The 22,423-nt window shown below is 67.6% G+C and carries 20 protein-coding genes; 7 read left to right on the top strand and 13 right to left on the bottom strand.

Going from position 1 to position 22,423, the window contains the following annotated elements; all coding sequences use genetic code 11:
• Nucleotides 1–157: 157 nt before the first annotated feature.
• From GNX95_RS17520 to GNX95_RS17510, 3 genes are all read left to right on the top strand, one after another.
• Nucleotides 158–985, top strand: a complete 828-nt coding sequence (locus GNX95_RS17520) for an LLM class flavin-dependent oxidoreductase (RefSeq protein WP_222853728.1) — start codon at nucleotides 158–160, stop codon at nucleotides 983–985.
• A 104-nt stretch (nucleotides 986–1,089) separates the two neighbouring features.
• On the top strand, nucleotides 1,090–3,093 hold the full coding sequence (locus GNX95_RS17515) for a phosphocholine-specific phospholipase C (protein WP_163508479.1): 2,004 nt from the start codon (nucleotides 1,090–1,092) through the stop codon (nucleotides 3,091–3,093).
• Nucleotides 3,094–3,210: 117 nt separating this feature from the next.
• A complete protein-coding gene (locus GNX95_RS17510; protein ID WP_163508478.1) occupies nucleotides 3,211–5,454 on the top strand; it encodes a glycoside hydrolase domain-containing protein in 2,244 nt (747 codons plus the stop codon).
• On the opposite strand, the gene GNX95_RS17505 is transcribed toward GNX95_RS17510, so the two are convergent.
• A complete protein-coding gene (locus tag GNX95_RS17505; RefSeq protein WP_163508477.1) occupies nucleotides 5,455–6,411 on the bottom strand; it encodes an NAD-dependent epimerase/dehydratase family protein in 957 nt (318 codons plus the stop codon).
• A 105-nt stretch (nucleotides 6,412–6,516) separates the two neighbouring features.
• Here GNX95_RS17505 and GNX95_RS17500 point away from each other — a divergent pair, with 105 nt between their 5' ends.
• From GNX95_RS17500 to GNX95_RS17490, 3 genes are all read left to right on the top strand, one after another.
• Nucleotides 6,517–6,888, top strand: coding sequence for a YciI family protein (locus tag GNX95_RS17500; RefSeq protein WP_163508476.1), 372 nt, complete (start codon nucleotides 6,517–6,519; stop codon nucleotides 6,886–6,888).
• Nucleotides 6,881–8,065 (top strand): RNA polymerase sigma factor, encoded by a 1,185-nt coding sequence (locus GNX95_RS17495; RefSeq protein WP_163508475.1) that lies wholly within the window; start codon nucleotides 6,881–6,883, stop codon nucleotides 8,063–8,065. Before GNX95_RS17500 ends, GNX95_RS17495 begins: the two co-directional genes overlap by 8 nt.
• A 68-nt stretch (nucleotides 8,066–8,133) precedes the next feature.
• Complete coding sequence (locus tag GNX95_RS17490) at nucleotides 8,134–9,351, top strand: alginate lyase family protein (RefSeq protein WP_163508474.1); 1,218 nt, start codon at nucleotides 8,134–8,136, stop codon at nucleotides 9,349–9,351.
• Nucleotides 9,352–9,353: 2 nt separating this feature from the next.
• Here the strand turns inward: GNX95_RS17490 and GNX95_RS17485 are convergent, their stop codons facing one another.
• Together GNX95_RS17485 and GNX95_RS17480 are read right to left on the bottom strand one after the other, a co-directional pair.
• Nucleotides 9,354–9,842: a C2 family cysteine protease gene (locus GNX95_RS17485; RefSeq protein WP_281356954.1), complete on the bottom strand. Its 489-nt coding sequence runs from the start codon at nucleotides 9,840–9,842 to the stop codon at nucleotides 9,354–9,356.
• Nucleotides 9,843–10,481: 639 nt separating this feature from the next.
• A complete protein-coding gene (locus GNX95_RS17480) occupies nucleotides 10,482–11,327 on the bottom strand; it encodes a LysR family transcriptional regulator (protein WP_163508472.1) in 846 nt (281 codons plus the stop codon).
• A 68-nt stretch (nucleotides 11,328–11,395) separates the two neighbouring features.
• On the opposite strand from GNX95_RS17480, the gene GNX95_RS17475 reads away from it, so the two are divergent.
• Nucleotides 11,396–12,292, top strand: a complete 897-nt coding sequence (locus GNX95_RS17475) for an EamA family transporter (RefSeq protein WP_163508471.1) — start codon at nucleotides 11,396–11,398, stop codon at nucleotides 12,290–12,292.
• On the opposite strand, the gene GNX95_RS17470 is transcribed toward GNX95_RS17475, so the two are convergent.
• From GNX95_RS17470 to GNX95_RS17425, 10 genes are all read right to left on the bottom strand, one after another.
• On the bottom strand, nucleotides 12,209–13,447 hold the full coding sequence (locus tag GNX95_RS17470; RefSeq protein ID WP_163508470.1) for a cytochrome P450: 1,239 nt from the start codon (nucleotides 13,445–13,447) through the stop codon (nucleotides 12,209–12,211). The two genes, GNX95_RS17475 and GNX95_RS17470, sit on opposite strands and share 84 nt — an antisense overlap.
• On the bottom strand, nucleotides 13,444–14,979 hold the full coding sequence (locus GNX95_RS17465) for an AMP-binding protein (protein ID WP_163508469.1): 1,536 nt from the start codon (nucleotides 14,977–14,979) through the stop codon (nucleotides 13,444–13,446). Before GNX95_RS17465 ends, GNX95_RS17470 begins: the two co-directional genes overlap by 4 nt.
• Nucleotides 14,980–14,990: 11 nt before the next feature.
• The gene (locus GNX95_RS17460) at nucleotides 14,991–15,866 is read right to left on the bottom strand and encodes a crotonase/enoyl-CoA hydratase family protein (protein ID WP_163508468.1); all 876 of its coding nucleotides are present in this window, start codon (nucleotides 15,864–15,866) and stop codon (nucleotides 14,991–14,993) included.
• On the bottom strand, nucleotides 15,866–16,960 hold the full coding sequence (locus GNX95_RS17455) for an acyl-CoA dehydrogenase family protein (protein ID WP_163508467.1): 1,095 nt from the start codon (nucleotides 16,958–16,960) through the stop codon (nucleotides 15,866–15,868). Before GNX95_RS17455 ends, GNX95_RS17460 begins: the two co-directional genes overlap by 1 nt.
• Nucleotides 16,961–16,962: 2 nt before the next feature.
• Nucleotides 16,963–18,156 carry an acyl-CoA dehydrogenase family protein gene (locus tag GNX95_RS17450; protein WP_163508466.1) on the bottom strand — a complete coding sequence of 398 codons (1,194 nt, stop codon included), beginning with the start codon at nucleotides 18,154–18,156 and terminating at the stop codon, nucleotides 16,963–16,965.
• The gene (locus tag GNX95_RS17445; RefSeq protein ID WP_163508465.1) at nucleotides 18,153–19,316 is read right to left on the bottom strand and encodes a thiolase family protein; all 1,164 of its coding nucleotides are present in this window, start codon (nucleotides 19,314–19,316) and stop codon (nucleotides 18,153–18,155) included. Before GNX95_RS17445 ends, GNX95_RS17450 begins: the two co-directional genes overlap by 4 nt.
• 18 nt (nucleotides 19,317–19,334) lie before the next feature.
• A complete protein-coding gene (locus GNX95_RS17440) occupies nucleotides 19,335–19,970 on the bottom strand; it encodes a TetR/AcrR family transcriptional regulator (RefSeq protein WP_163510088.1) in 636 nt (211 codons plus the stop codon).
• Between the two features lie 5 nt (nucleotides 19,971–19,975).
• The gene (locus GNX95_RS17435; RefSeq protein WP_163508464.1) at nucleotides 19,976–20,740 is read right to left on the bottom strand and encodes a crotonase/enoyl-CoA hydratase family protein; all 765 of its coding nucleotides are present in this window, start codon (nucleotides 20,738–20,740) and stop codon (nucleotides 19,976–19,978) included.
• Nucleotides 20,737–21,492 (bottom strand): SDR family NAD(P)-dependent oxidoreductase, encoded by a 756-nt coding sequence (locus GNX95_RS17430; RefSeq protein WP_163508463.1) that lies wholly within the window; start codon nucleotides 21,490–21,492, stop codon nucleotides 20,737–20,739. Before GNX95_RS17430 ends, GNX95_RS17435 begins: the two co-directional genes overlap by 4 nt.
• Before the next feature lie 75 nt (nucleotides 21,493–21,567).
• The gene (locus GNX95_RS17425) at nucleotides 21,568–22,392 is read right to left on the bottom strand and encodes an acyl-CoA thioesterase (protein ID WP_163508462.1); all 825 of its coding nucleotides are present in this window, start codon (nucleotides 22,390–22,392) and stop codon (nucleotides 21,568–21,570) included.
• Nucleotides 22,393–22,423: the final 31 nt, after the last annotated feature.

Raw genomic sequence — 22,423 nt, 5'->3', positions numbered from 1 at the left:
TGGCACGCCGGTTCCGGCGCCCAGAAGCCGCCTGGACGCACCGGGAAGGCGCCCGGATACGCCCGGGTATGAGGGCGCATTCCCGGCACGCCCAGCCGCCTTCTGGATCACCGGACCCGGCATCCCATTTCAGAAGCACACCGCTAGAGTCTGCGGCGTGGCAGAAACAGGGAATTCCGTGAAATCGGCGCTTTATCTGCCGGCCTTCGGTCCGCTCGCCGATCCGGTCGCGCTGGTGGAGCTCGCGCGCCGCGCTGAGGCGGCCGGCTGGGACGGCGTTTTCCTGTGGGACCACCTGTTGGCCGACGGTCCGGTCGAGGTGAGCGACCCGTGGGTGGCGCTCGGCGCGATGGCGACCGCGACCTCGCGGATGTCGCTGGGGACGATGGTCAGTCCGCTGCCGCGGCACCGGCCGGCGATCACCGCACGGCAGGCCGGCACGCTCAGCCGGCTCTCCGGTGGCCGGTGCGTGCTCGGCGTGGGGATCGGCGCCGACGAGTACGGCGACTTCAGCCGGTTTGGCGAGCCGACGAGCCTCGCCGAGCGAGCCGCGATGACCGACCAGGCGCTGGACATCATCGGCGCCATCTGGAAAGGCGGGCCGTATCGCGGCGGCGGTGTCGACCTGCCGGAGATTCCTCCTGAGCCGCACCGCATCCCGGTCTGGGTCGCCGCGACGTTGCCGCACGTACGGTCGGCGCACCGTGCGATCAAGCACGACGGCGTCGTGCTGCTGGACCCGGAGCTCAAGGTCGACGCGGAAAAGGTGCGGCAGGCCCTGTCGATCATCGGACCGACCGAGAAACCGTACGACGTCGTGGTCACCGGCAACGCCAGCACGGCCTGGGGTGACGACGAAAAACCCGGCATCGGGCCGCTGGTCGAGGCCGGCATGACCTGGTGGGCCGAGTGCCTGATCCATTACGACCCGCTGGAGCTCAGCATGCGGGTCGTCGACGCAGGTCCGTCCGCATTGACAATGTGACGACGTCGACGGCTGTTCACCGGTTTCTCGCCGGCCACTCATAGACAACACCGGTCGCCATCGGTTTCAATGTCCCGGGCTCGCCGACGCCGAAGGGACTCCAGATGGAGATCAGCCGTCGCACCTTTCTCGCCGGAGCAGGCGCCGCGGCGCTCGGTATGTCCGCCGGATCACCGGCCGCCGCCGGCACCATCACCGGCAGCATCGCCGACGTGCGGCACATCGTCGTGCTGATGCAGGAAAACCGCAGCTTCGACCACTATTTCGGCACGCTCAAAGGCGTACGCGGCTTCGCCGACCGCGCCACGATCCCGCTGGCCGGCGGATATTCGGTCTTCGACCAGCCAAACGGCAGCGGCCGGCAGTATCCGTTTCCGTTGCGGGGCACCGCCAGCAACGCCGAGACGTTGGTGCAGTGCCAGGGCGACATCGCACATTCCTGGTCCGACCAGCACAAGGCCTGGAACGGCGGCAGGCTCGACAGCTGGATGGCGGCCAAGAACAAGATCGGTTGCCTCGGCTACCTGGACCGCACCGACCATCCGTTCCATTTCGCGCTGGCCGACGCTTACACGATCTGCGATGCCTATCACTGCTCGGGCCTGACCGCGACCGGACCGAATCGTACGTTCCTGTTCAGCGGGATGATCGACGCGGACGGAAAATACGGCAGTCCGGCGTACGACGGCGGCGACGAGTCAGGGTTGACCTGGCAGACGTACGCGGAGGTGCTGCAGGCCGCCGGCATCAGCTGGCGCGTCTATCAGAAAGCCAACGACAACTACGGCGACAACGCACTCGCCTATTTCAGGCAGTTCGCAAACGCCAAACCGGGAACGCCGCTCCACGACCGTGGCATGTCGAGTGTTCCTTCGGTGACGGGAAAAACGCCGGACGACATCCTCGCCGCGATCAGGGCGGACGTGCAGGCCGGCACGCTGCCGCAGGTGTCGTGGGTGGTGACCGACCAGATCACCTCCGAGCATCCGATCGGGCCGCCGGTCAATGGCGAGCGGTTCGTCAACGGCCTGCTGCAGGCGCTGGCCGCCAGTTCCGACACGCTCAACAGCACGGTAGTTTTCATCAACTACGACGAAAACGACGGCTTCTTCGACCACGTGCCACCGCCGTCACCGGTCGCCGGCACGCCTGGGGAATTTGTCAACGGCACGCCGGTCGGCCTCGGTTTCCGCGTACCGATGATCGTCGTGTCGCCATGGACGCGCGGCGGTTGGGTCGACTCGGAGGTTTTCGACCACACCTCGGTCATCCGGTTCATCGAGACCTGGTCGGCGGCGATCGGCAAACCGGCCAACTGCCAGCTGATCTCGGCGTGGCGGCGGGCCGTCTGCGGTGATCTCACCAGTGCGTTCGACTTCGCCAATCCGGTCTATGGCCTGCCCAACCTGCCGACGCCGGGCGCCGCGATCTCGGCGGCGACCTGTGCGCTGCTGCCGAATCCGTCGCCGAAAAACAACGCGCTGCCGGCGCAGGAGCCGGGCAGCAAGCCGGCGCGCGCGTTGCCGTACCAGACAAATGCCGCGGTTTCCTCGTGGTATTACGCCGGAGACGTCATCCAGCTCAACGTCACCATGTCCAACGACGGCCAGCGCGCGGCGCATTTCTCCGTGTACGCCAACGCTTTCCGCACCGGCGGACCGTGGCAATACACCGTGCCGGCCCACGGCTGGACGACCGACTTCTTCAACTGTGGTGCCGGTTTCGGCGACGGCCAGTACGATTTCACCGTCATCGGAGCAAACCGCTTCCTGCGCCGGCTGCGCGGCACCGCCAGCGGCGCCGGTAAGGACGTGGAGACCAGGTCGCGGATCGCGGTCACCGCGAGCACCGGCAAGCTGGCGATCTGGTTCGACTTCGTCAACGGCTCAGCGGCGGCGACCACTTTCACCGTGACATCCGTCAACTATCGCACGGACGGTCCGTGGACGTACGACGTGGCCGCCGGCCAGACGGTGAGCGACTATTTCAATGCCGTCGCCTACACCAACGGCTGGTATGACTTCACCGTCACGTGTTCGGCCGACCCCGGCTGGTCGCGCCGGTTCACCGGCCACATCGAGACCGGCGAGCCGAGCGTCACCGGCTGACTCATTCTGGTCTACTGCGGATTTCCGCACTTCCGCGAACGGCTATTGACACCGCCGCGCCGACGCGGCTTTCTGTCTGCGCACGACTATGCGACGGGCCGCCGCGAAGGGAAATCCATGAGGAAATGGCAGAGCAGCCTGCTGGTGGCGGCCGTGGTGGCCGCCGTCGGCCTGTCCGCACCGGCGACGGCCGCGACCGAGAAAGTCGTGACCTATCGCGGATACCAGCTGACCGTGCCGGCGACCTGGTCGGTGGTCGACCTGCAGACAGCACCGCGGACCTGCGTACGCTTTGACCAGCATACGGTTTATCTGGGCCATTCAACCGATTCGACCTGTCCGGTCAACCTGGTCGGTGTCACCGAGGCGGTCGCCGTCGAGCCGCTGGCCACCGCGAACGTGCCTGCCAACGCGCGAAAAGCCAGCTCGCTCCGGCAACTGCCACACAGCACCGACCACCGCGTCAGCCTGGAGGTCGACGCGGCCGGCCTGCTGGTGACCGGCTCGTACGGCGACCAGCCGACCGCACTGCAGCGGATTTTGGCTTCCGGCAAGGTAACCAGCGCCGCGCGCGCCGGCGCGGCGCCGAAGCGGACGCTGGCGGTGAGTCCGCAAGTCGCGGCACCAGGCACCTTCACCGGCCGTGGCTTCGACGCCTGTACGGCGCCGTCGTCCAACACGATGAGCGCCTGGCTCAACTCGCCGTACCGCGGCGTCGGCGTCTACATCGGCGGCATCAACCGAGCCTGCTCACAGGCCAACCTGACCGCGTCGTGGGTCTCCCAGCAGGACAGCCGCGGCTGGCACATTTTCCCGATATACGTCGGTTTACAGGCACCGTGCTGGAGTGGCAGCGGCTCGAAGATCAACCCCGCGACGGCGCTCTCGCAAGGCCAGGCGGCGGCGCAGGACGCGGCCACCAAGGCGCAGTCGCTCGGCATCAGCGGCGGCAGCGTGATCTACAACGACATGGAAGGCTATGGCCGCGGCGGCTCGTGTACGCAGGGCGTGCTCGACTTTCTCAACGGCTGGACCACTCAGCTGCACGCGCTCGGCTACGGCTCCGGGGTGTATTCCAGCTCCGCCTCGGGAATCGCCGACCTGGTGGCCGTCTACGGCGGCTCCTACCCCTCACCCGACCACGTGTATTTCGCACGCTGGAACAACGTCGCCGACACCAACGACTCGGCGATCCCGGCCAGCTACTGGAGCAACCACCAGCGGATCCACCAGTACGCCGGCGGACACAACGAAACCTACGGCGGCGTGACGATCAACATCGACAGCGACGCGCTGGACGTTACCACCGCCGGCGGTGGCTCGTCGACGATCGCGTCGCAGGCGTACGTCGTCGGCGGCGAGCAGCACTACATGGGTCGCGGCACGGACGGCTCGCTGTCGCATTCGTGGTGGACGCCGGGCACCGGTGGCACCGGCCTCAGCCAGGACTCGTGGGCTCCGGCCGGCGCGGTGGCCGGCCAGCCGATCACCTTCCTCACATCGAGCGTCGGCGTACAACAGCACGCTTTCGCCATCGACGGCAGCGGAAACCTGCAGCACTACTGGTGGAGCAGCGCGGATCCGCCGCACAGCCCAGAACACGACACCTGGAACGCCGCCAGCAGCACCGGCATCACCCTGACCGGCACGCCGACCGGCTTCGTTTTCGGCTCGGAACAACATGTTTTCGCGCGCGACACGGCCGGCAACCTGCAGCACTGGTTCTGGTTCCCGGACGGTACGGCGGCCGGCTCGATGAACCACGACGTCTGGGACAGCGCCGGCGACGTGGCCAGCGACCCGGTCGGCATCGTGATGGGTGGCGCGCAGCACGTGTTTTTCACGACCTCACAAGGAGATCTGCGGCACTGGTCGTGGAAGGCCGGCGGCACTCCGACGCAGGAGAGCTGGGCCACCGGTGTCACCGGCCGGCCGGCGGTCTTCAGCGCCGGCGACGAGCAGCACGTCTTCATCCCCGACAGCGCCGGAAATCTCCAGCACTACTGGCTGACGGCGGACGGCCAGAAAATGCACGACGTGTGGAACGACGCGTCGTCCAGCGGCATCGCGGTCGCTGGCACGCCGAGCGGCTTTGTCTATGGCAACCAGCAGCACGTTTTCGCCAGGGACACGCAGGGCCGGCTGCAGCACTGGACCTGGTCGCCGGGCTCGTCCGTACAGCAGAACACCTGGGACGCCAGCGGTACGGTCGCCGGCAACCCGACCGCGTTGGTGATCGGCAGCCAGCAGCACGTGTTTTTCGCCAACTCGCAAGGACAACTGCGGCACTGGTTCAACAACGGCGACGCGAACCTGCTCAACGACACGTGGCCGACCGCGACGACGTTGGCGGCCCCTTAACTACCGTGGCGTGAGCTTGCCGGCCGTCACCAAGGCGGTCACCGACTCGTACAGCGTCTCCAGTGCGGTGAACTTCGGCGTGAAGCCGAGCAACCGGCGCGCTTTCTCCATCGAGCAGTGCGGACTGTGCGCGATGTGGTCCCAGGTGGCGGCGGCGTCCTCGGCCGGCACCGCCTGCGACCACTCCTTCCACGGCAGGTAGGTCAGGTTGGGGTCGCGGCCGAACCAGCCGGACACCGCCTCGGCGTATCCGCGCAGCGTGAGCGCACCGCCAGCGACCGAGTGGAAGCTCTCGCCGACCGCGACCGAGCGGTTGTTCAGCGCGGCCAGGAACGTGTCGGCGACATCGCTGGCGTGTACGTGCTGGAGCGTCTCCATGCCGAGGTTGGGCAGCGCGACCTCCTTGCCGTCGATCAGCGCCTGGAAGACGCCGAGGTCGAGGTTGCCGGCCGGGTTGATCGGCACCCAGCCGGGACCGCTGATGTGTCCTGGGTGGATGACGGTGGCCGGGAAGTCGTGCCGGCGCGCCTGGTCGAGCAGGTAGCGCTCGACGGCGGCCTTGCCGCGGCCGTATCCGCCGAACGGCCGGCGCGGCGCGTCCTCGGTGGTCGGCACCACCTCACTCGACCCGTGCACCCAGATCGTGCCGCAGTGCAGGAAGTGCTGCACCTGACCGGCGACCGCGTCGACCAGCTGGCTCGCGCTCTCCTCGGTGAAGCAGATCATGTCGATCACGACGTCGGGCTCCAGCTTGGCCACCACCGAGCCGAACTTGCCGGACTTCTCGCTGGCCTCGCGGTCGACCTTGACGATCGGCACCTTGTCCCAGGCGCCGTGCGGCCGGTACGGACTGCGCTGCGACCGGCTCAGCACGGCGACCTCGTGGCCGGCGGCGACCAGCCGCGGGACGAGGTAGGTGCCGACATGTCCGGTGCCACCGATGACGACTATCCGCATGACCGGAATTTTAATGTCAGAATTCGGCCACGACAGATGTCCATCGAATAGCGCCGGCTCCGACGTAGCGGTCGAAGGAGCAAGAGCAACCGTGAGGAGACGGACATGAAGTACATCCTGCTGGCGTACGCCAACCGCGAGGCCTGGGACGCGGCGGAGACCGAGCTGCGCGAGACCGGCAAAATGCCCGACAGCATGCAGAAGGCGTGCGACTTCTACGAGGAGATCGGCAAGGAGCTGGCCGCGAGCGGCGAGTTCGTCACCGCCGAGGGGCTCGGCCACCCGGCCCAGGCCCGGACCGTACGCAACCAGGCCGGCGCCGCGGTCGCCTCCGACGGACCGTACGCGGAGGCGAAGGAGGTGCTGGTCAGCTTCTCCATCCTGGACTGCGCGAGCTACGACCGGGCCATGGAGATCGCGGCGCGCGTGACCGAGAACGTCGGCGACACCGTCGAGGTGCGGCCGATCGGTGCGTGACTCCACCATCGAGGACCTGCTGCGCGAACAGGCGCCGCAGGTCCTCGGCGCGTTGGTGCGCCGCTATGGCCATTTCGACGCCGCCGAGGACGCCGTGCAGGAGGCACTGCTCGCGGCTTCGCAGCAATGGCCGCAAGAAGGTCTGCCGGACAACCCGCGCGGCTGGCTGATCACGGTCGCGTCGCGCCGGCTCACCGACCAGCTGCGCGCCGAGCAGGCCCGCCGGCGCCGCGAGGAGGCGCAGTGGCGGCTGGTGCCGCGCGACCAGCAGGTCGTCGAGCAGGACGACTCGCTGATCCTGCTTTTCCTGTGCTGCCACCCGGTGTTGGCGCCGGCCGCGCAGATTTCGTTGACATTACGGGCGGTCGGCGGCTTGACGACCGAGGAGATCGCGCGAGCGCTGCTGGTGCCGACCGCGACGATGGCCAAACGCATCACCCGCGCGAAAAAGAGCGTCGACGGCCTGGGTTTCAGCCTGCCGGCGGACCAGACCGAGCGGATGACCGTCGTCCTGCAGGTGCTCTACCTGATCTTCAACGAGGGCTACACCAACACCGGCAGCGCGCTGGCCGATGAGGCGATCCGGCTGACGCGGCAGCTGTACGGCCGCAGACCGGACGACTCCGAGGTCGCCGGCCTGCTGGCGTTGATGCTGCTCACGCACGCGCGGCGGCCGGCGCGTACGACCGCGGCCGGCGACCTGGTGCCGATGGCCGAGCAGGACCGTACGCTGTGGGACCGGTCGCTGATCGCCGAAGGCTCGGCGTTGGTCGAGGCGACCCTGCCGCGTACGCCCCGGTTCGGTCCCTATCTGCTGCAGGCGGCGATCGCCGCCGTACACGCCGACGCGGCCAGCGCCGAGGACACCGACTGGCCGGAAATCGTCGCCTTTTATCAGCTGTTGCGCGGAATTTCCGACAATCCGGTGGTGACGCTCAACTACGCGGTGGCGGTCGCGATGGTCGACGGACCGGCCGCCGGCCTGGCACTGCTGGAGCCGCTCGACGCGGACAGCCGGATGACCGAGCAGCACCGGCTGGCGGCCGTACGCGCGCACCTGTTGGAGCTGTCCGGCGACCTCGCCGCCGCGCGCGAGCACTATCTGGACGCCGCGCGGCGGACGACCAGCCGGCCGGAACAGGCGTATCTGCAGGCCAAGGCGGCCGCTCTGGACTAGCGGCCTTCACATATGTACGCTCCGTTCAGTCAGCCGCGCTCTGTTCATGTACATGAACAAGGAGACGTATGTTCGCCAAGGCCTTCGTCGCGGTCGTGCTGGCCGCCTCCGCGCTGTCCCCGGCGCAGCTCTGCGCACCCAAGACCGTCGTGCTGGACGGCAGCCAACTGCAGCGAAACCGGCACGACGTCCACCTGTCGCTGAAAAATCTGTTGGCGCAGGCGGACAAGCAGCTGACCGCCGGGCCGTGGTCGGTGACCGACAAGAACCGCGTGCCGCCGAGCGGCGACAAACACGACTACCTGAGCCTCGCGCCGTACTGGTGGCCGACGACCGAGCCGACCGAGAGCAATCCATGGGGCTGTCCGTACGTGCAGAAAGACGGCCAGCGCAACCCGATCGTGGACTCGATCTCCGATCACGCCGAGCGCGGTTATGCCTTCTCGGCGATCTATCAGCTTTCACTGGCCTGGTATTACACCGGAAAGTCCGCCTACGCGCAGCGCGCGGCGCTCGACCTGCGCGCGTGGTTTCTCAACCCCGCCACCAAAATGAACCCGAACCTGAACTTCGCGCAGGGAATCCCGTGCAAGGTGGACGGTCGCGGCATCGGCATCATCGAGTTCTCGTATGCGTTCACGCAGGTGCTCGACGCGGTCGCGATTCTCGATGCCGGCGCGCCAGGCTGGACCTCAGCGGACCGCTCCGGGATGGACGCGTGGAACTCCGCGTTCCTGAACTGGTTGCGCACCAGCAAAAACGGCACCGACGAAGCTGCCGCGACCAACAACCACGGCAGTTTCTATGACATGATGGTCGCCGCGCTCGCGCTGTCGACCGGCCAGCGGCAGCTCGCCGCCGAGATTGTCAACGCCGCCAAGGCAAAACGGATCGACAGGCAGGTCAGAGCCGACGGCTATCAGCCGGAGGAAGCGAGCCGTACGCGCAGCTGGCACTATTCGGCGTTCAACCTGGTGGCGCTGACGCGGCTCGCGCAGATCGGCCAGCACGTCGGCGTCGATCTGTGGCACTACAGGTCTCCCAGCGGTGGCAGCATTTTCGGCGCCGTCGACTTCCTGATCCCCGCTGCGACCAAAGGACAAAGCGCCTGGCCGTATCCGGAGCTGGATTTCCGTGCGTACGCGGCACTTGACGTGCTGCACGCCGCTGCCATGAACGGTGACCGGAAAGCGCGTGCCGCTGTGCCCCACGTGCCGGTCGAGCCGGGCGGTGATCTCTTTCCGGTGCGGCCAGCCGCCGAGCAGCTGGACGACATTTCGACCTGACGTCAGCGAAAGGCAGCAGTGGCCGGTGGCAGTGTCGGCGGTGACGCATTGGGTCCGGTGAGTGAGTCACCAAAGACGAGCGCAGTGAACAGACGCTTGATCTGCGCTCCGGTGAGTGTTCCGTGCGGATGCCTCTCACCCCAAGGGTTGTGCAGGGTCACCCCGTCGGCGCCGACGCGAACGACGGCGTAGGCGTGATTGTCGACGAGGTCGAGCGACCGCGCCTCGGCTCGGAGCCGCGCCGGAAACGACCCCCGGATGCTGAGCACAACGGCCCGACGGGCCGCGAGATGACCGGCGATGCGGGTCACCAACGCATCGGCGGAGTCATCGCGCAGTGGGTCGCCCGGCGCCGCCGCGGTCGCAGCCGGCGCCGGGTCGCTGGTGGTGTGTGCCGCTCGTCCGGTCAGCGCCTCCATCGCCACCTCGACCTCGGCGGCAGCCAGATCGTCGTAGCCACCTTCGCGCATGGCATAGCGCTTTTCCAGCAGCAGCGGCCAGATCGGCGCTGCCGGCAGGCGGTCCTGGCCGGCCTACGCCGGAGTCGGCCCTGAGCGGCCGCGTTCCCGCGGAAAGTCGGCGCTGACCAACCGCTCGGACAGCCTCCACTCCGGGTGGCCGTCGGTCCTGCCAGTACTGACGCGCAAGGCCCGCGGTTGTGGCGATTGTTCATGAGCTGCGGCTCGGTGGCAAAGGAGGTGACCGGAATCGCGCATCGAGTGCCGCGAAGGCTCGGCGACCACACTCGCACGTGCGACGTCGCCGGGTTGCCGGCCGGCGCGGACAGCACCTCGACGTAGGTGCCGGCCGCAAGGGTGAGCGTCCGCCGCCGACCAGCAAGTTGAGCAACCGTTTGATAGCGCTGGACGATGGGAGCCCCATCGCGATCGCGCGGCTGACCGCGGCATTTCCCGCGAGTCCTTGCAAAGCGAGCACGGCGCGCGATCCGCTGGCGAGGTCGTCCGGTCGCCGACTCGCCGATCGGGTCTGGCTCTGCGGTTGTCGTTCGCTGCTTGGGTGTTTCGGCGCCGTCTCCACCTGTCCCCCCACTGGACTCAGCCGGCCACCAGTCTGGCGGCCGGCGCGCCGCCTGGCGTGAGTAATGGGTTACTGAGGCGCGCACGCCTGTTTCAGCGATAAAGGTCGGTCAGCAGTCGTACGGCCGTCGGCGCGGCCGGATGAGGGTCGTCGCGCCACCACGCCAGCCGCACCGGAATCGGTGGCGCGTCACGGATTTGCCGATAGGCGATGCCCTGCCGGCCGTAATGGCTGACCGTGCTTTCCGGTGTGACGCCGACACAACGGCCGGTGCCGATGGCGGTCAGCCAGTCTTCGATGTCGTTGATGTATTCCACCGCCGGCTGCTCGTCCGGCCACAGGTCGAGGCTGGTCGTGCCGGTGCGGCGGTCGATCAGGAGCACGCGCGCGGTGATCTCGGCGAGCCGGATCGATCTGCGCCGAGACCACGGATCGTCGGCGGCCATCGCGCAATATCGGCGCTCCAGGCCGACGATGACCGACTCGATGCGTTTGTCGCCCGGCTCAGTGCGCAGAACCGCCACGTCGCAGAGGCCTTCGGCCAGGCCGGCGGTCGCGGAATGCGTGTGGACCAGCTGAAGTTCGACGCCCGGCGACACGGATGGCCACCGCCGCTGGAAAGTCTGCGTGTGCCGGCCGATCGCCGACCAGGCATAGCCGATCCGCAGCCGGGTGTGACCGCTGGTGGCATCGCGTACCAGATCCTCCGCTTCGGCCAGCAGGCGGCGAGCATGTGCCAGCACGCGCGTGCCGGTGGCGGTCAGCGCGACTTCTCGGGACGTACGCCGTAAAAGGCGGACACCGAGCGCTGCCTCGAGCGACGCGAGCGTACGCGACACGGCGGCCTGCGACACGTCCAGCTCGATGGCCGCGTCGGTGAACGTGCCGGAGTCGACGATCGCCACCAGGCACCTGAGCTGACGCAGCTCGATATCCATAACCAGAGCGTATCAATGGATCGGCGCATGCATTTTTCGAATGCTCACTCGAGGTGCATTCTGGCCTCATGGACAGGAAGACGAGCGGCATCGCGCTGATGCTCGGCAGCGGCTTCGCCAACCAGCTCGGGGCGGCGACCGGCGCGTTGGCCTTTCCGGTCATCGGCCCGGCCGGCGTCGTGGCCGTGCGGCAGCTGATCGCCGCCGCCGTCCTGTTGAGCGTCGGACGGCCGCGTTTTCGGTCGTACGGCTGGCGGCAGTGGTGGCCGATCCTGCTGCTCGCGGCGGTTTTCGCGACGATGAACCTGTCGCTCTACACCGCCATCGACCGGATCGGCCTCGGTTTGGCCGTGACGCTGGAGTTTCTCGGACCGCTGACCGTCGCCGTGCTGATGTCCCGGCGCGCACTCGACATCGGCTGCGCCATCGCTGCCGGTGCCGGTGTGGTGTGGCTGACGCGACCGCAACCGTCGACGGACCATGTCGGCATCGGTCTGGCCTTGCTCGCCGCGCTGTGTTGGGCCTCCTACATTTTGCTCAACCGTACGGTCGGACGGCGTGTCGTCGGGGTCGAAGGATCAGCCACCGCCGCTGGCATTTCCGCCATGTTCTTCGTTCCGGTGGCCGTGGTGATTGTCATCCACGACCGGCCGTCGGTCGGCACGTTGGCATACGCGGCAGTGGCCGGCATCCTGTCGTCGGTCGTGCCGTTTCTCGCCGATCTTTACGCACTTCGCCGCGTACCGGCGCATTTCTTCGGGCTTTTCATGAGCATCAGTCCGATCTTCGCGGCGCTGGTCGGCCTGGTCGTACTCGGCCAGTCGCTCGGCTGGAGCGACTGGCTCGCGATCGCCGTGATCATCGCGGCGAACGCCGTGGCGTCAGGATCCAAGCGCGTAGCGGATCGGCAGGTGCTTGAGACCGCCGACGAACGTCGTGGCGACGCGCTCAGCCGGACCGGCTAGCTCGATGGATCGCAGCCGTGGCAACAAAGCCGCGAAGAACGCCTTGGTCTCCATCCGCGCCAACGCGGCGCCCAGGCAGAAATGCGCGCCAAAACCGAAGGCGAGATGCCGGTTTGGCGCCCGGCCGACGTCGAAGCTGAACGGATCGTGGAAGACCTCCTCGTCGCGGTTGGCCGACGGATACGAGAGCAGCAGGTGGTCGCCCTTCCTGATGGGGACGCCACGCAGCTGGTAGTCGCGGGTGGCCGTACGCATGAACTCCTTGACCGGCGTGACCCAGCGGATCATCTCGTCGGCCGCGGTCGGCAGCAGGCCGAGGTCGCCGCGCAACCGGTCGAGCTGGTCCGGATTTTCGATCAACGCGTGCAAACCGCCGGCGATCGTCGAGCTGGTCGTGTCGTGTCCGGCGGTGGCGATGATGACGTAGTACGACGCGGTGTCCAGGTCGTTGAGCAGCTCGCCGTCGATCTTTCCGTTGGCGATGGTGGAAGCCAGATCGCTGGTCGGATTGGCCCGCCGGTCCGCGGTGATCCGCTGGAAATAGGCGAAGAAGTCCATCACGACCTCGATCAGCTCCTCCTGCGTCTGGCCGCGCCGCTGCTCGGTGTCCTGGCCACCGAACATCTCCTGTGTCAGCTTGAGAATCCGGCCGAAGTCCGACTCCGGCAGGCCGAGCAGGGAGAGGATCACGTAGAGCGGATAGTGCACGGCCACGTCCTGAGCGAAGTCGCATTCACCGCCGAGCTCGGCCATCCTGTCGACGTACTGTTTGGCCAGCTCGTCGACGCGCACCTGCAGCTCGCGCATCGCGCGCGGCTTGAACCAGTCGGCCGCGACCGCGCGCAGCACCTTGTGTTTCGGATCGTCCAGGTGGATCAGCGTGGTCAACAGCTGCCCCTGCTCGGCGGCACGCGCGTCCGCCTCGGCCGGCGCCAGCAGCGGCCGCGGTCCGTTCAGGAAGATGTCGTGCTGGCGCTCGATCTCCAGCACGTCCGCATGCTTGGTGACCGCCCAGAACGGGTTGTAGTCCGGCAGCGGGTCGACCCAGTGCACCGGCTCTTCCTTGCGCAGCAAGGAAAGCGAGGCGTGCAGCCGGTCCTCGTCGGCGTACGCGGCCGGATCGGCCAGCGCGCGACCGGCTTCTTCTGTGTTCATGGCGAATCCCTCTTCGCGTACTCGTCACGGAGCAGCCGCTTCTGCAGCTTTCCGGTCGGCAGCCGAGGCAGTTCCGGCCGGAAATCGACCGACAGCGGACATTTGTAGTGTGCCAGCCGTTCCCGGCAGTAGGCGATCAGCTCGGCGGCGAGCTCCGGCCCGGCGTCGGCCATCGACACCGGCTGCACGACCGCCTTCACCGACTCACCCATCTCGCTGTCCGGCACACCGATGACCGCCACGTCGGTCACCTTCGGATGCATCGCCAGCACGTTTTCGGCTTCCTGCGGATAGACGTTGACGCCACCGCTGATGATCATGTGTGCGCGGCGGTCGGTAAGGTAGAGAAAGCCGTCCTCGTCCAGATAGCCGACATCGCCAAGCGTCGACCAGCCACGGCCGCGCGGATCGCGCGACGAGGCGGTTTTCTCCGGGTCACCGTGATATTCGAACTCCGTGCCGTTGGCGAAATAGATCGTGCCGGCCGTGCCGACCGGCACCTGGTCGCCGTTGTCGTCCAGGATGTGCGGCTCACCGACGAGAGGCCGACCGACCGTACCCGGATGCGCCAGCCATTCCTCGGACGTGCACGCCACCATGCCGTTGTTCTCGGTGCCGGCGTAATACTCGAAAAGGATCGGCCCCCACCAGTCGATCATCGCGCGCTTGACCTCGACCGGACACGGCGCGGCCGCGTGGATGACCGTACGCAGGCTGGACACGTCGTATTTTTCCCTGACTTCCGGCGGAAGTTTCAGCAGCCTGATGAACATGGTCGGCACCACCTGGCTGTTGGTGACGCGATATCGCTCGATCAGCGACAGGTAGGTCTGCGGCTCGAAGCGGTCCATCAGGATGATCGTGGTGCCGACGCGCAACATCGACATGGTGAAGCCGAGCGGCGCCGCGTGATAGAGCGGCGCCGGCGACAGGTAGACGCTTTTGTCGTTGAGGCCGAAGAAAACCGCCAACGTGAGGACGCGCTCGTCCTGCCCCATGCCGAGGCCGGTGAGCTGCCGCTTGATGCCTTTCGGCCGGCCGGTCGTGCCGGACGAGTAGAGCATCGGCGAGCCTTCGAGCTCACGTTCGATCGGTGTTTGTGGCCACGGCTCGACGAACTCGTCGTATGGTGTGAAGTCGGCGACGGCCTCGTCGAGACAGATTTTCACGTTGAGACCGGCACAACGCCGCGCCGCCTCGGTGGCGACCGTCGCGTACGACGGCGTCGTGAAGAAGACCTTGGCCTCGCAGTTGTCGATGATGTAGGCGACCTCGTCGACCTTCAACCGCGTGCTGATGGCGGTGAAATACAGCCCGGAGCGCTGCGCGGCCCAGGCCAGCACGTAGAACTCCGGCCGGTTTTCCACCATGAACGCGATGTGGTCGCCAGGCCGCAGGCCAGCGACGAACAGCGCATGGGCCAGCCGGTTGGACGCCCTGTCCAGCTGGCCGTACGTGAGACTTTCCCCGGTGCCGGCCATGATGACGGCCGGCTTGTCCGGAGTGGCCGCCGCGATCGCTCCGACATACATCGCAAACCCCTTCAGGGTGTTGGCTGCGGTCCCGGCCAGAGCGGAATGCCGGTCGGATAGTCGTCCTTGATGCGCATCGGAAAGTCGGCCGGGCGCTTCTCCAGAAACGCGGTCACGCCTTCGGCCACGTCACCCGACCTGCCGAGCTGGAAGATCGCCTTCGAGTCCAGCCGGTGCGCTTCCCACGGACTGTCAGCGCCGAGCATCGACCACAGCAGCTGACGCGACACCGCCACCGCGACCGCCGAGGTGTTGTCGGCGATCTCGCGCGCCAGCGCGTACGCGGCGTCCAGCAGTTTGTCGGCCGGATGGACGTCGGAGATGAGGCGACCGGCTTTCGCCTCTTCCGCACCGAAAACGCGACCGGTGCAGACCCACTCGACGGCCTGCGAGATGCCGACGATCCGGGGCAGGAACCAGCTGGACGCCGCCTCCATCGTCAGGCCGCGCCTGGTGAAGACGAAACCGAACTTCGCCGACTCGGCCGCCATCCGGACGTCCATCGGCAGCGTCATGGTCAGGCCGACGCCGACCGCCGGTCCGTTGATGGCGCCGATGACCGGCTTGCGCATTGCCGCGATGCGCAATGCGACTATGCCGCCGCCATCGCGTGGCACGCCGTCGAAATCGCCGACCAGCTCCGCTCGCGGCCGCTCGCTGGCATCGAAAGTCGAGCCGCCGGCGGAAAGATCCGCGCCGGCGCAGAACGCGCGGCCGCGTCCGGTGACGACCACGGCGCGTACGTCGTCGTCGGAATCGGCCTGGTCCAGGGCATCGACCAGCTCGGCCATCATCACACGGGTGAACGCGTTGAGCTTTTCCGGCCGGTCCAAGGTGATCGTGGCGACCGGACCGTCCGTCTCGTACGCGATCTCGGTGAAGGCCATCAGATGCCGAGCCGGTCGGCCAGTGTCTCGCGCTGGTCGAGCACGGTGCCGAACAGCTGCTCGGCCGATTTCGCGCGCTTGTAGTAGAGGTGCGCGTCGTGCTCCCAGGTGTAGCCGATGCCGCCGTGCAGCTGGATTGTCCTTGCCGCGACCTGGAAATACGCCGGTGAGACCGACGCACGTACGAGCGCGGCGGCGGTGGGCAGCTCGTCGGGCTGGTTGTCGGCGACCCACGCCGCATAGCGCAGCACCGACGAGGTGAGCTCCCAGTCCACGTACGAGTCGACGCAGCCGTGCTTGACGGCCTGGTAGGAGCCGATCAGCCGGCCGAACTGCACGCGGATTTTCGCGTAGTCGACGGTCATCTCCATCGTCCTGGCCAGGCCACCGACCTGCTCGGCGGCCAGCGCGACCGCGGCGAGATCGGCGATTTTCGCCAGCACGGCGGCAGGATCGGCCGACGCGAGCTTCTTCGCCGGTGTGGCGGCGAAATCCAGCCTGGCGATCCGGCGCGTCGGGTCGAGCGAGACCAGCGGCGTACGTGTCAGCCCGCTCGCATCGCCGTCGACCAGGAAGAATCCGGAGTCGGCGTAGACGATGATCGCCGCCGCCGTCTGTCCGTCGATGACGAGGTTTTTCCGGCCGTCCAGGACCCAACCGTCACCGGACTCGGTCGCCTTGGTGTCCACAGTGGAGTCCCAGCGGGCGGTTTTCTCCGCCACCGCGACGGTCGCCAGCAGGTCACCGGACGCGATCCGCGGCAGCAGGCCGGCACGCGCGTCTTCGTCGTCCAGCGCGAGCAAAGTGTCGGCGGCCAGGACGGCGGAGGAGAAGAACGACGACGGTAGGAGCGCGCGTCCCATCTCCTCCAGCACGATCGACCGCTCCACGTGGCCGGCGCCGGCACCACCGTACGACTCCGGCACCGCGAGGCCGGCCAAACCGAGCTCACCGGTCATTCTTTTCCAGAGATCGCCGTCATAGTCGGCACCGTCGACCACCGCGCGTACGCGTGACATCGGCACCTGGTCCTGGAAGAACTTGCGCACCGAGGCGCGCAGGTCTTCCTGTTCCTGGCTCAGCAACAGATCCATCGTCACTCTCCCCGCTGCGTGCCGACTTTGAGCTCGCGGAACGGCACGTCCCGGTCGACCTGCGGCTCTTTGGGCAGGCCGAGCACTCGCTCGCCGATGATGTTTTTCTGCACTTCGTTGGTGCCGCCGGCGATCCCGATGCCGGGCACGCCGACCACCGAGGTGGCCAGCTCGGCGGCCGCCGCGTCGGAACTGTCCCAGGCGACCGCGGTCGGGCCTTCGACCGTGCCGGCGACATCGGCGCCATGGTTGGCAACCTGCGCCCCGACCAGCTTCGCGACCGAGCCGCGAGCGCCGATTGCCTTGCCGGCCATGGCTTCCTGGCGCATCCGGATCGTCAACAGCTGCAGTTCGCGTTGATGCACGTACAACTCGGCGAGGGTCTGCCGCACGGCCGGATCTTTGTCGCGGCCGTCGCGGCGCGCGGTTTCCAGCAGGGAGCTGAAAGCCAGCGGGTCCGACTTCGGACCGACGGACGTGCCGATCGACACGCGCTCGTGGCCGAGCATCGTGACCGCGGCGCGCCAGCCGTCGTTGACCGCGCCGAGCACGTTGTCACCGGGAATGTGCACGTCGGTGAAGAAAACCTCATTGAACGGCGCGTTGCCGGTCATCACCCGCAACGGCCGCACGCTCACGCCCGGGTCGTGCATGTCGATGATGAACATCGTGATGCCGCCGTGCTTGGGCACGTCCGGGTTCGTCCGCGCGAGCACGCAGCCGAAGTCGGCGAACTGTGCGTTGGTGGTCCACACCTTCTGACCGTTGAGGATCCAGCCGTCGCCGTCTCTGACCGCCTTCGTCTGCAAGCTCGCCACGTCGGAGCCAGCGCCCGGCTCGGAGAAGAGCTGGCACCAGATCTCCTCGCCGCGCAGCATCGGTTTGACGTAACGCTGTTTCTGTTCCTCCGTGCCCAGATCCAGGATCGTCGGACCGCACATCCCCATGCCGATGATGAACGGACCGTCCGGCAGGTCATAGTCCTTGGCGACGCTGTTGTACGCCAACAGCTCGGCCTGGCCGAGGCCCTGTCCGCCGTATGCGGCCGGCCAGGTGATGCCGGCGAAACCGGCGTCGTACAGCTTGGCCTGGAAGTCCTTGGCCATCGGCACGATGTCCTCGCGGCTGCGGCCCTCGATGGCCGGCGGTTTGTTGGCGGCCAGCCACTCGGCCGCCCTCGTACGGAAATCAGTCACTTCACCAGCTCCAGGATCGTGCCGTTGGCCATGCCGCCGCCTTCGCACATCGTCTGCAGGCCATAGCGGATGCCGTTGTCGACCATGTGGTGCACCAGAGTCGTCATCAGTCGCGCGCCGGAGGCGCCGAGCGGGTGGCCGATCGCGATCGCGCCACCGTTGGGGTTGACTTTCTCAGCCGGTGCGCCGATCTCGGCGAGCCAGGCCGCGATGACCGTCGCGAACGCCTCGTTCACCTCGAAAGCGCCGATGTCGTCCACCGACAGGCCGGCCTTTTCCAGCACCTTACGGGTTGCCGGGATCGGACCGGTGAGCATGCTGACCGGATCCACGCCGGCCAGCGAAAACGAGTGGAATCGCGCGAGCGGCCGCAGGCCCAGCTTGCCGGCGAGCTCGCTGGTGGTGATCAACAGCGCCGCCGCGCCATCGGAGATCTGCGATGAGTTGCCGGCGGTGACGATGCCGTCGTCGGAAAACGCGGGTTTCAGCGCGGCCATTTTCTCCGCCGAGGTCTCCCGGCGAAATCCTTCGTCCACCTCGACGACGCCGACGTTTCCGTCGTCGTCGGCGGCTTTCACCGGCGCGATCTGGCCCTTGAACCGTCCGCCGTCGGATGCCTCGGCCGCCCGTCGGTGTGACTCCATGCTGATCTCGTCGGCGCGTTCTCGGCTGATTTTCCAGCGCTCGGCCAACATCTCGGCGCCGATCCCCTGGTTGAAACCGTCCACGCCGTATCGTTCCCTGGCCCAGCCGGTCCACGGACTGCCGCCGGTGCCGCGCGCCGACCCCATCGGTACGCGCGTCATCGACTCGACGCCACCGGCGATCACCAGGTCGTACTGGCCGGACATGACGCCGGCGGCGGCGAAATGTGCCGACTGTTGCGACGAGCCACACTGCCGGTCGATGGTGGTGGCCGGTACGTCCTCCGGCCAGCCGGCCGCCAGCACGGCGTTGCGGCCAATGTTGCCGGCCTGCTCGCTGGTCTGCATGACGCAGCCCCAGATCACGTCGTCGATCCGCACCGGCTCGACGCCGGCGCGCTCGACCAGGGATGTCAGGATCTGCGCGGAAAGATCGACCGGATGGACGTTACGCAGCGCTCCGCGGCGCTTCCCGATAGGCGTACGGACGGCTTCGACGATGACGGCATCGCGCATGTTTGGCCACCTGCTCCTTCACTTCCGCGGCCGATAGCCGACCGCGCCGAGACAGATCGGCACGTATCGGCGGGCCATGTCCTCCGGCGGCACCGGGCCGTCGTGGTGATACCAGCGCGCGACGGCGTTGCATGCGGTCAGCACCGCGCGGCGCGCTTCCTCCGGATATTCCGTGGCGAAGTCGCCGGCGACCACACCGTCGTCGATGATCTCCTGCAGCAGCACCTCGAGCCGGTCGCGCAGCGCCACGTACGTGCGCCGGTTTTCCGGCTCCAGGCTGCGAATCTCGCTGTCCAGCAGGCCGCGCGAGCCGCCGCGCGACATGTAGAGCACGACGCACTCGACCAGCGCGGAAAACCGCGCGACCGGCTCGTCGCCGGCCTCCGCGACGGCCGCCACGCAACGATCGAGCAATGCCTGCATCGAGCTCATCAGCAGCTCGACCAGCAACGCCTGCTTGTTTTCGTAGTGATAGTAAAGCGCCGGCACGGTGACACCGACGCGGCGGGCGATGTCGCGAACGGTGGTCGCGTGATAACCCTGCTCCTCGAAGGCCTCCAGCGCACACGCCAGGATCGGCGACTTCGGCTGCAGGTGGTCGTAGTCGCGCCAACCATCCTTCGCGGCCGCGACATCAGAAGCGGGTCCCGGCATCGCGGTCACTCGCCTTTCCACACCGGCTTACGTTTCTCCGCGAAGGCCACCGCACCTTCCCGCGCGTCCTTGGAAGCGAAGACCGGCCCGACGATGTCGCCTTGGCTGGCAAAGCCTTCCTCGTCGGTCCAGTCGACGGCGGCCGCGACGATCTGTTTCGTCGCGCGTACGGCCAGCGGCCCGTTCCGCGCGATCCGCGCGGCCAGCGCCTTCGCCTCCTCCAGTGCCCGTCCCGGCTCGACCAGCCTGTTGACCAGGCCATAGCGGTGGGCCAGCTCGGCGCCGAACGGCTCACCGGTCAGTGCGTACTCCATCGCCAGGTGATACGGAAAAGCCTTGGGCAGCCGCAGAAGTCCGCCGGCCGCGGCGACCAAGCCGCGGGTCGCCTCCGGCAGGCCGAACTTCGCCTCCGTGGAGGCGACGATCAGGTCCGCGCTCAGCGCCACCTCGAAACCACCGGCCAACGCCCAGCCCTCGACCGCCGCGATCAGCGGTTTGACCGGTGGTTTCTGGGTGATGCCGGCAAAACCGCGGCCGGGCAGCGACGGCGTCTCACCGCGCGCGAACGCCTTCAGGTCCATGCCGGCGCTGAACACGCCGCCGGCGCCGGTGATGAGGCCGATGACCAGGTCACCGCGAGAGTCGAGCTCGTCGACGGCCGCGGCGATGCCCTCGGCGACCGACTTGTCCACCGCGTTCTTGGCCTGCGGCCGGTTGATCGTGATGACCGCGACGCCGTCGGAAAACTCGGTTAGTACGCTGTCGGTCATCGCGGCGCCATCCGGATCGCACCGTCAAGGCGGATGGTTTCGCCGTTGAGCATCGGGTTTTCCACGATGTGCGCGGCGAGAGCGGCGTATTCGGCCGGATGTCCGAGCCGGCTCGGATGCGGCACCTGCGCGCCGAGCGACTTTTTCACGTCCTCCGGCGCACCGCCGAGCAGTGGTGTGTCGAAAAGTCCGGGTGCGATCGTGACAACGCGTACGAGCAGGCTTGCCAGGTCGCGCGCGATCGGCAAAGTCATGCCGACGATGCCGCCTTTCGAGGCGGAATAAGCGGCTTGGCCGATCTGGCCGTCGAAAGCGGCGACCGACGCGGTGTTGACGATGACGCCACGCTCACCGTCGACCGGCTCGGTCTTCACGATCTGCTCGGCGGCCAGCCGGATCACGTTGAACGTGCCGATCAGGTTGACCTGGACGACCTTGCTGAACGCGTCCAGCGGAAACGGCCCGTTTTTGTTGACCGTACGGTGTGCGTTGCCGATGCCGGCGCAGTTGACCGCGATCCGCAGGTCGCCGAGCTTGGTCGCGGCCTCGACCGCGGCGGCGACCTGCGCCTCGTCGGTCACGTCGGCCGCCGCGAACACCGCACCGAGATCCTCGGCGACCTGTTTTCCCTGCGAGGACGGCAGATCCAGGATCACGACCTTGGCGCCGGCGGCGGCCAGCCTGGTCGCGGTGGCCAGCCCCAGCCCGGAAGCTCCTCCGGTGACCAGAGCGACACTGCCAGCGATGTCCATCCCACGATCCCTTCGTACGGAGGTGATGCGGCGCACACTACTCCACTTAGCGATCGTTAGGTAAGTGTGAGATTGTCAACCCTTCGGCGGACCGATCGGCCGCATCAGCACCTCCTGAGTGACCGACGCGACCAATCTGCCGTCCTGGCTGAAGAACTCGCCGTGCACCAACCCGCGCGCGCCGGCCGCGGTGGTGCTGTGCTGCGAAAACAGCAGCCATTCGTCGGCGCGGCAGGGCCGGTGAAACCACACCGCGTGGTCCAGCGAGGTGATCTGCATGGTGGCTTGCTTGCGATACGGCAAACTGGCCGTCCGGGCAAGGCTGAGGTCGGAAATGTAGGTGAGCGCGCAGACGTGCAGCAGCGGGTCGTCGCCGAGCGGCTCGCGGGTGCGGACCCACAGCTGCTGCGTGCGGGTGACCGGATCGCCGCCGTCGCGCGACCGCAGGTCGAGCACCTGACTCACCGTCGACTCGCGTAGCCGGCCACCGCCTGGCCGGTCGCGCTCCGGTCGCGGCGGCAGCTCGTCGGCCGATTGCCGGTCCGGCATGTCCGGCTGGTGGTCGAAACCCTGCTCCGGCACGTGAAAAGAGGCGGAAAGCGTGAAAATGGCCTTCCCGTGCTGCATCGCGGTGACCCGCCGGGTGCTGAACGATCTGCCGTCCTTCGTACGCTCGACGGCGTAAAGAATCGGATAGTCCGGATGCCCGGCGCGGACGAAATAGCCGTGCAGGGAGTGCACCTTCCGGTCGTCCGGCACGGTTTTTCCGGCCGCCACCAAGGCATGTGCGGCGACCTGCCCGCCGAACACCGTCTGCGGCAGGCCGGCGTGGCAGCGGCCGCGGAAAATGTCGTCGTCGATGCGCTCCAGCGCCAACACCGGTTCGAACGCCGCTCCCATCGAGCTCCCTTCGCCGCGCCGAATTGGACCA

The sequence above is a fragment of the Fodinicola acaciae genome (assembly GCF_010993745.1).
Taxonomy (GTDB): domain Bacteria; phylum Actinomycetota; class Actinomycetes; order Mycobacteriales; family HKI-0501; genus Fodinicola; species Fodinicola acaciae.
Note: the sequence above shows the minus strand (reverse complement) of the source record. Positions and strands in the feature narration are given on the sequence as shown.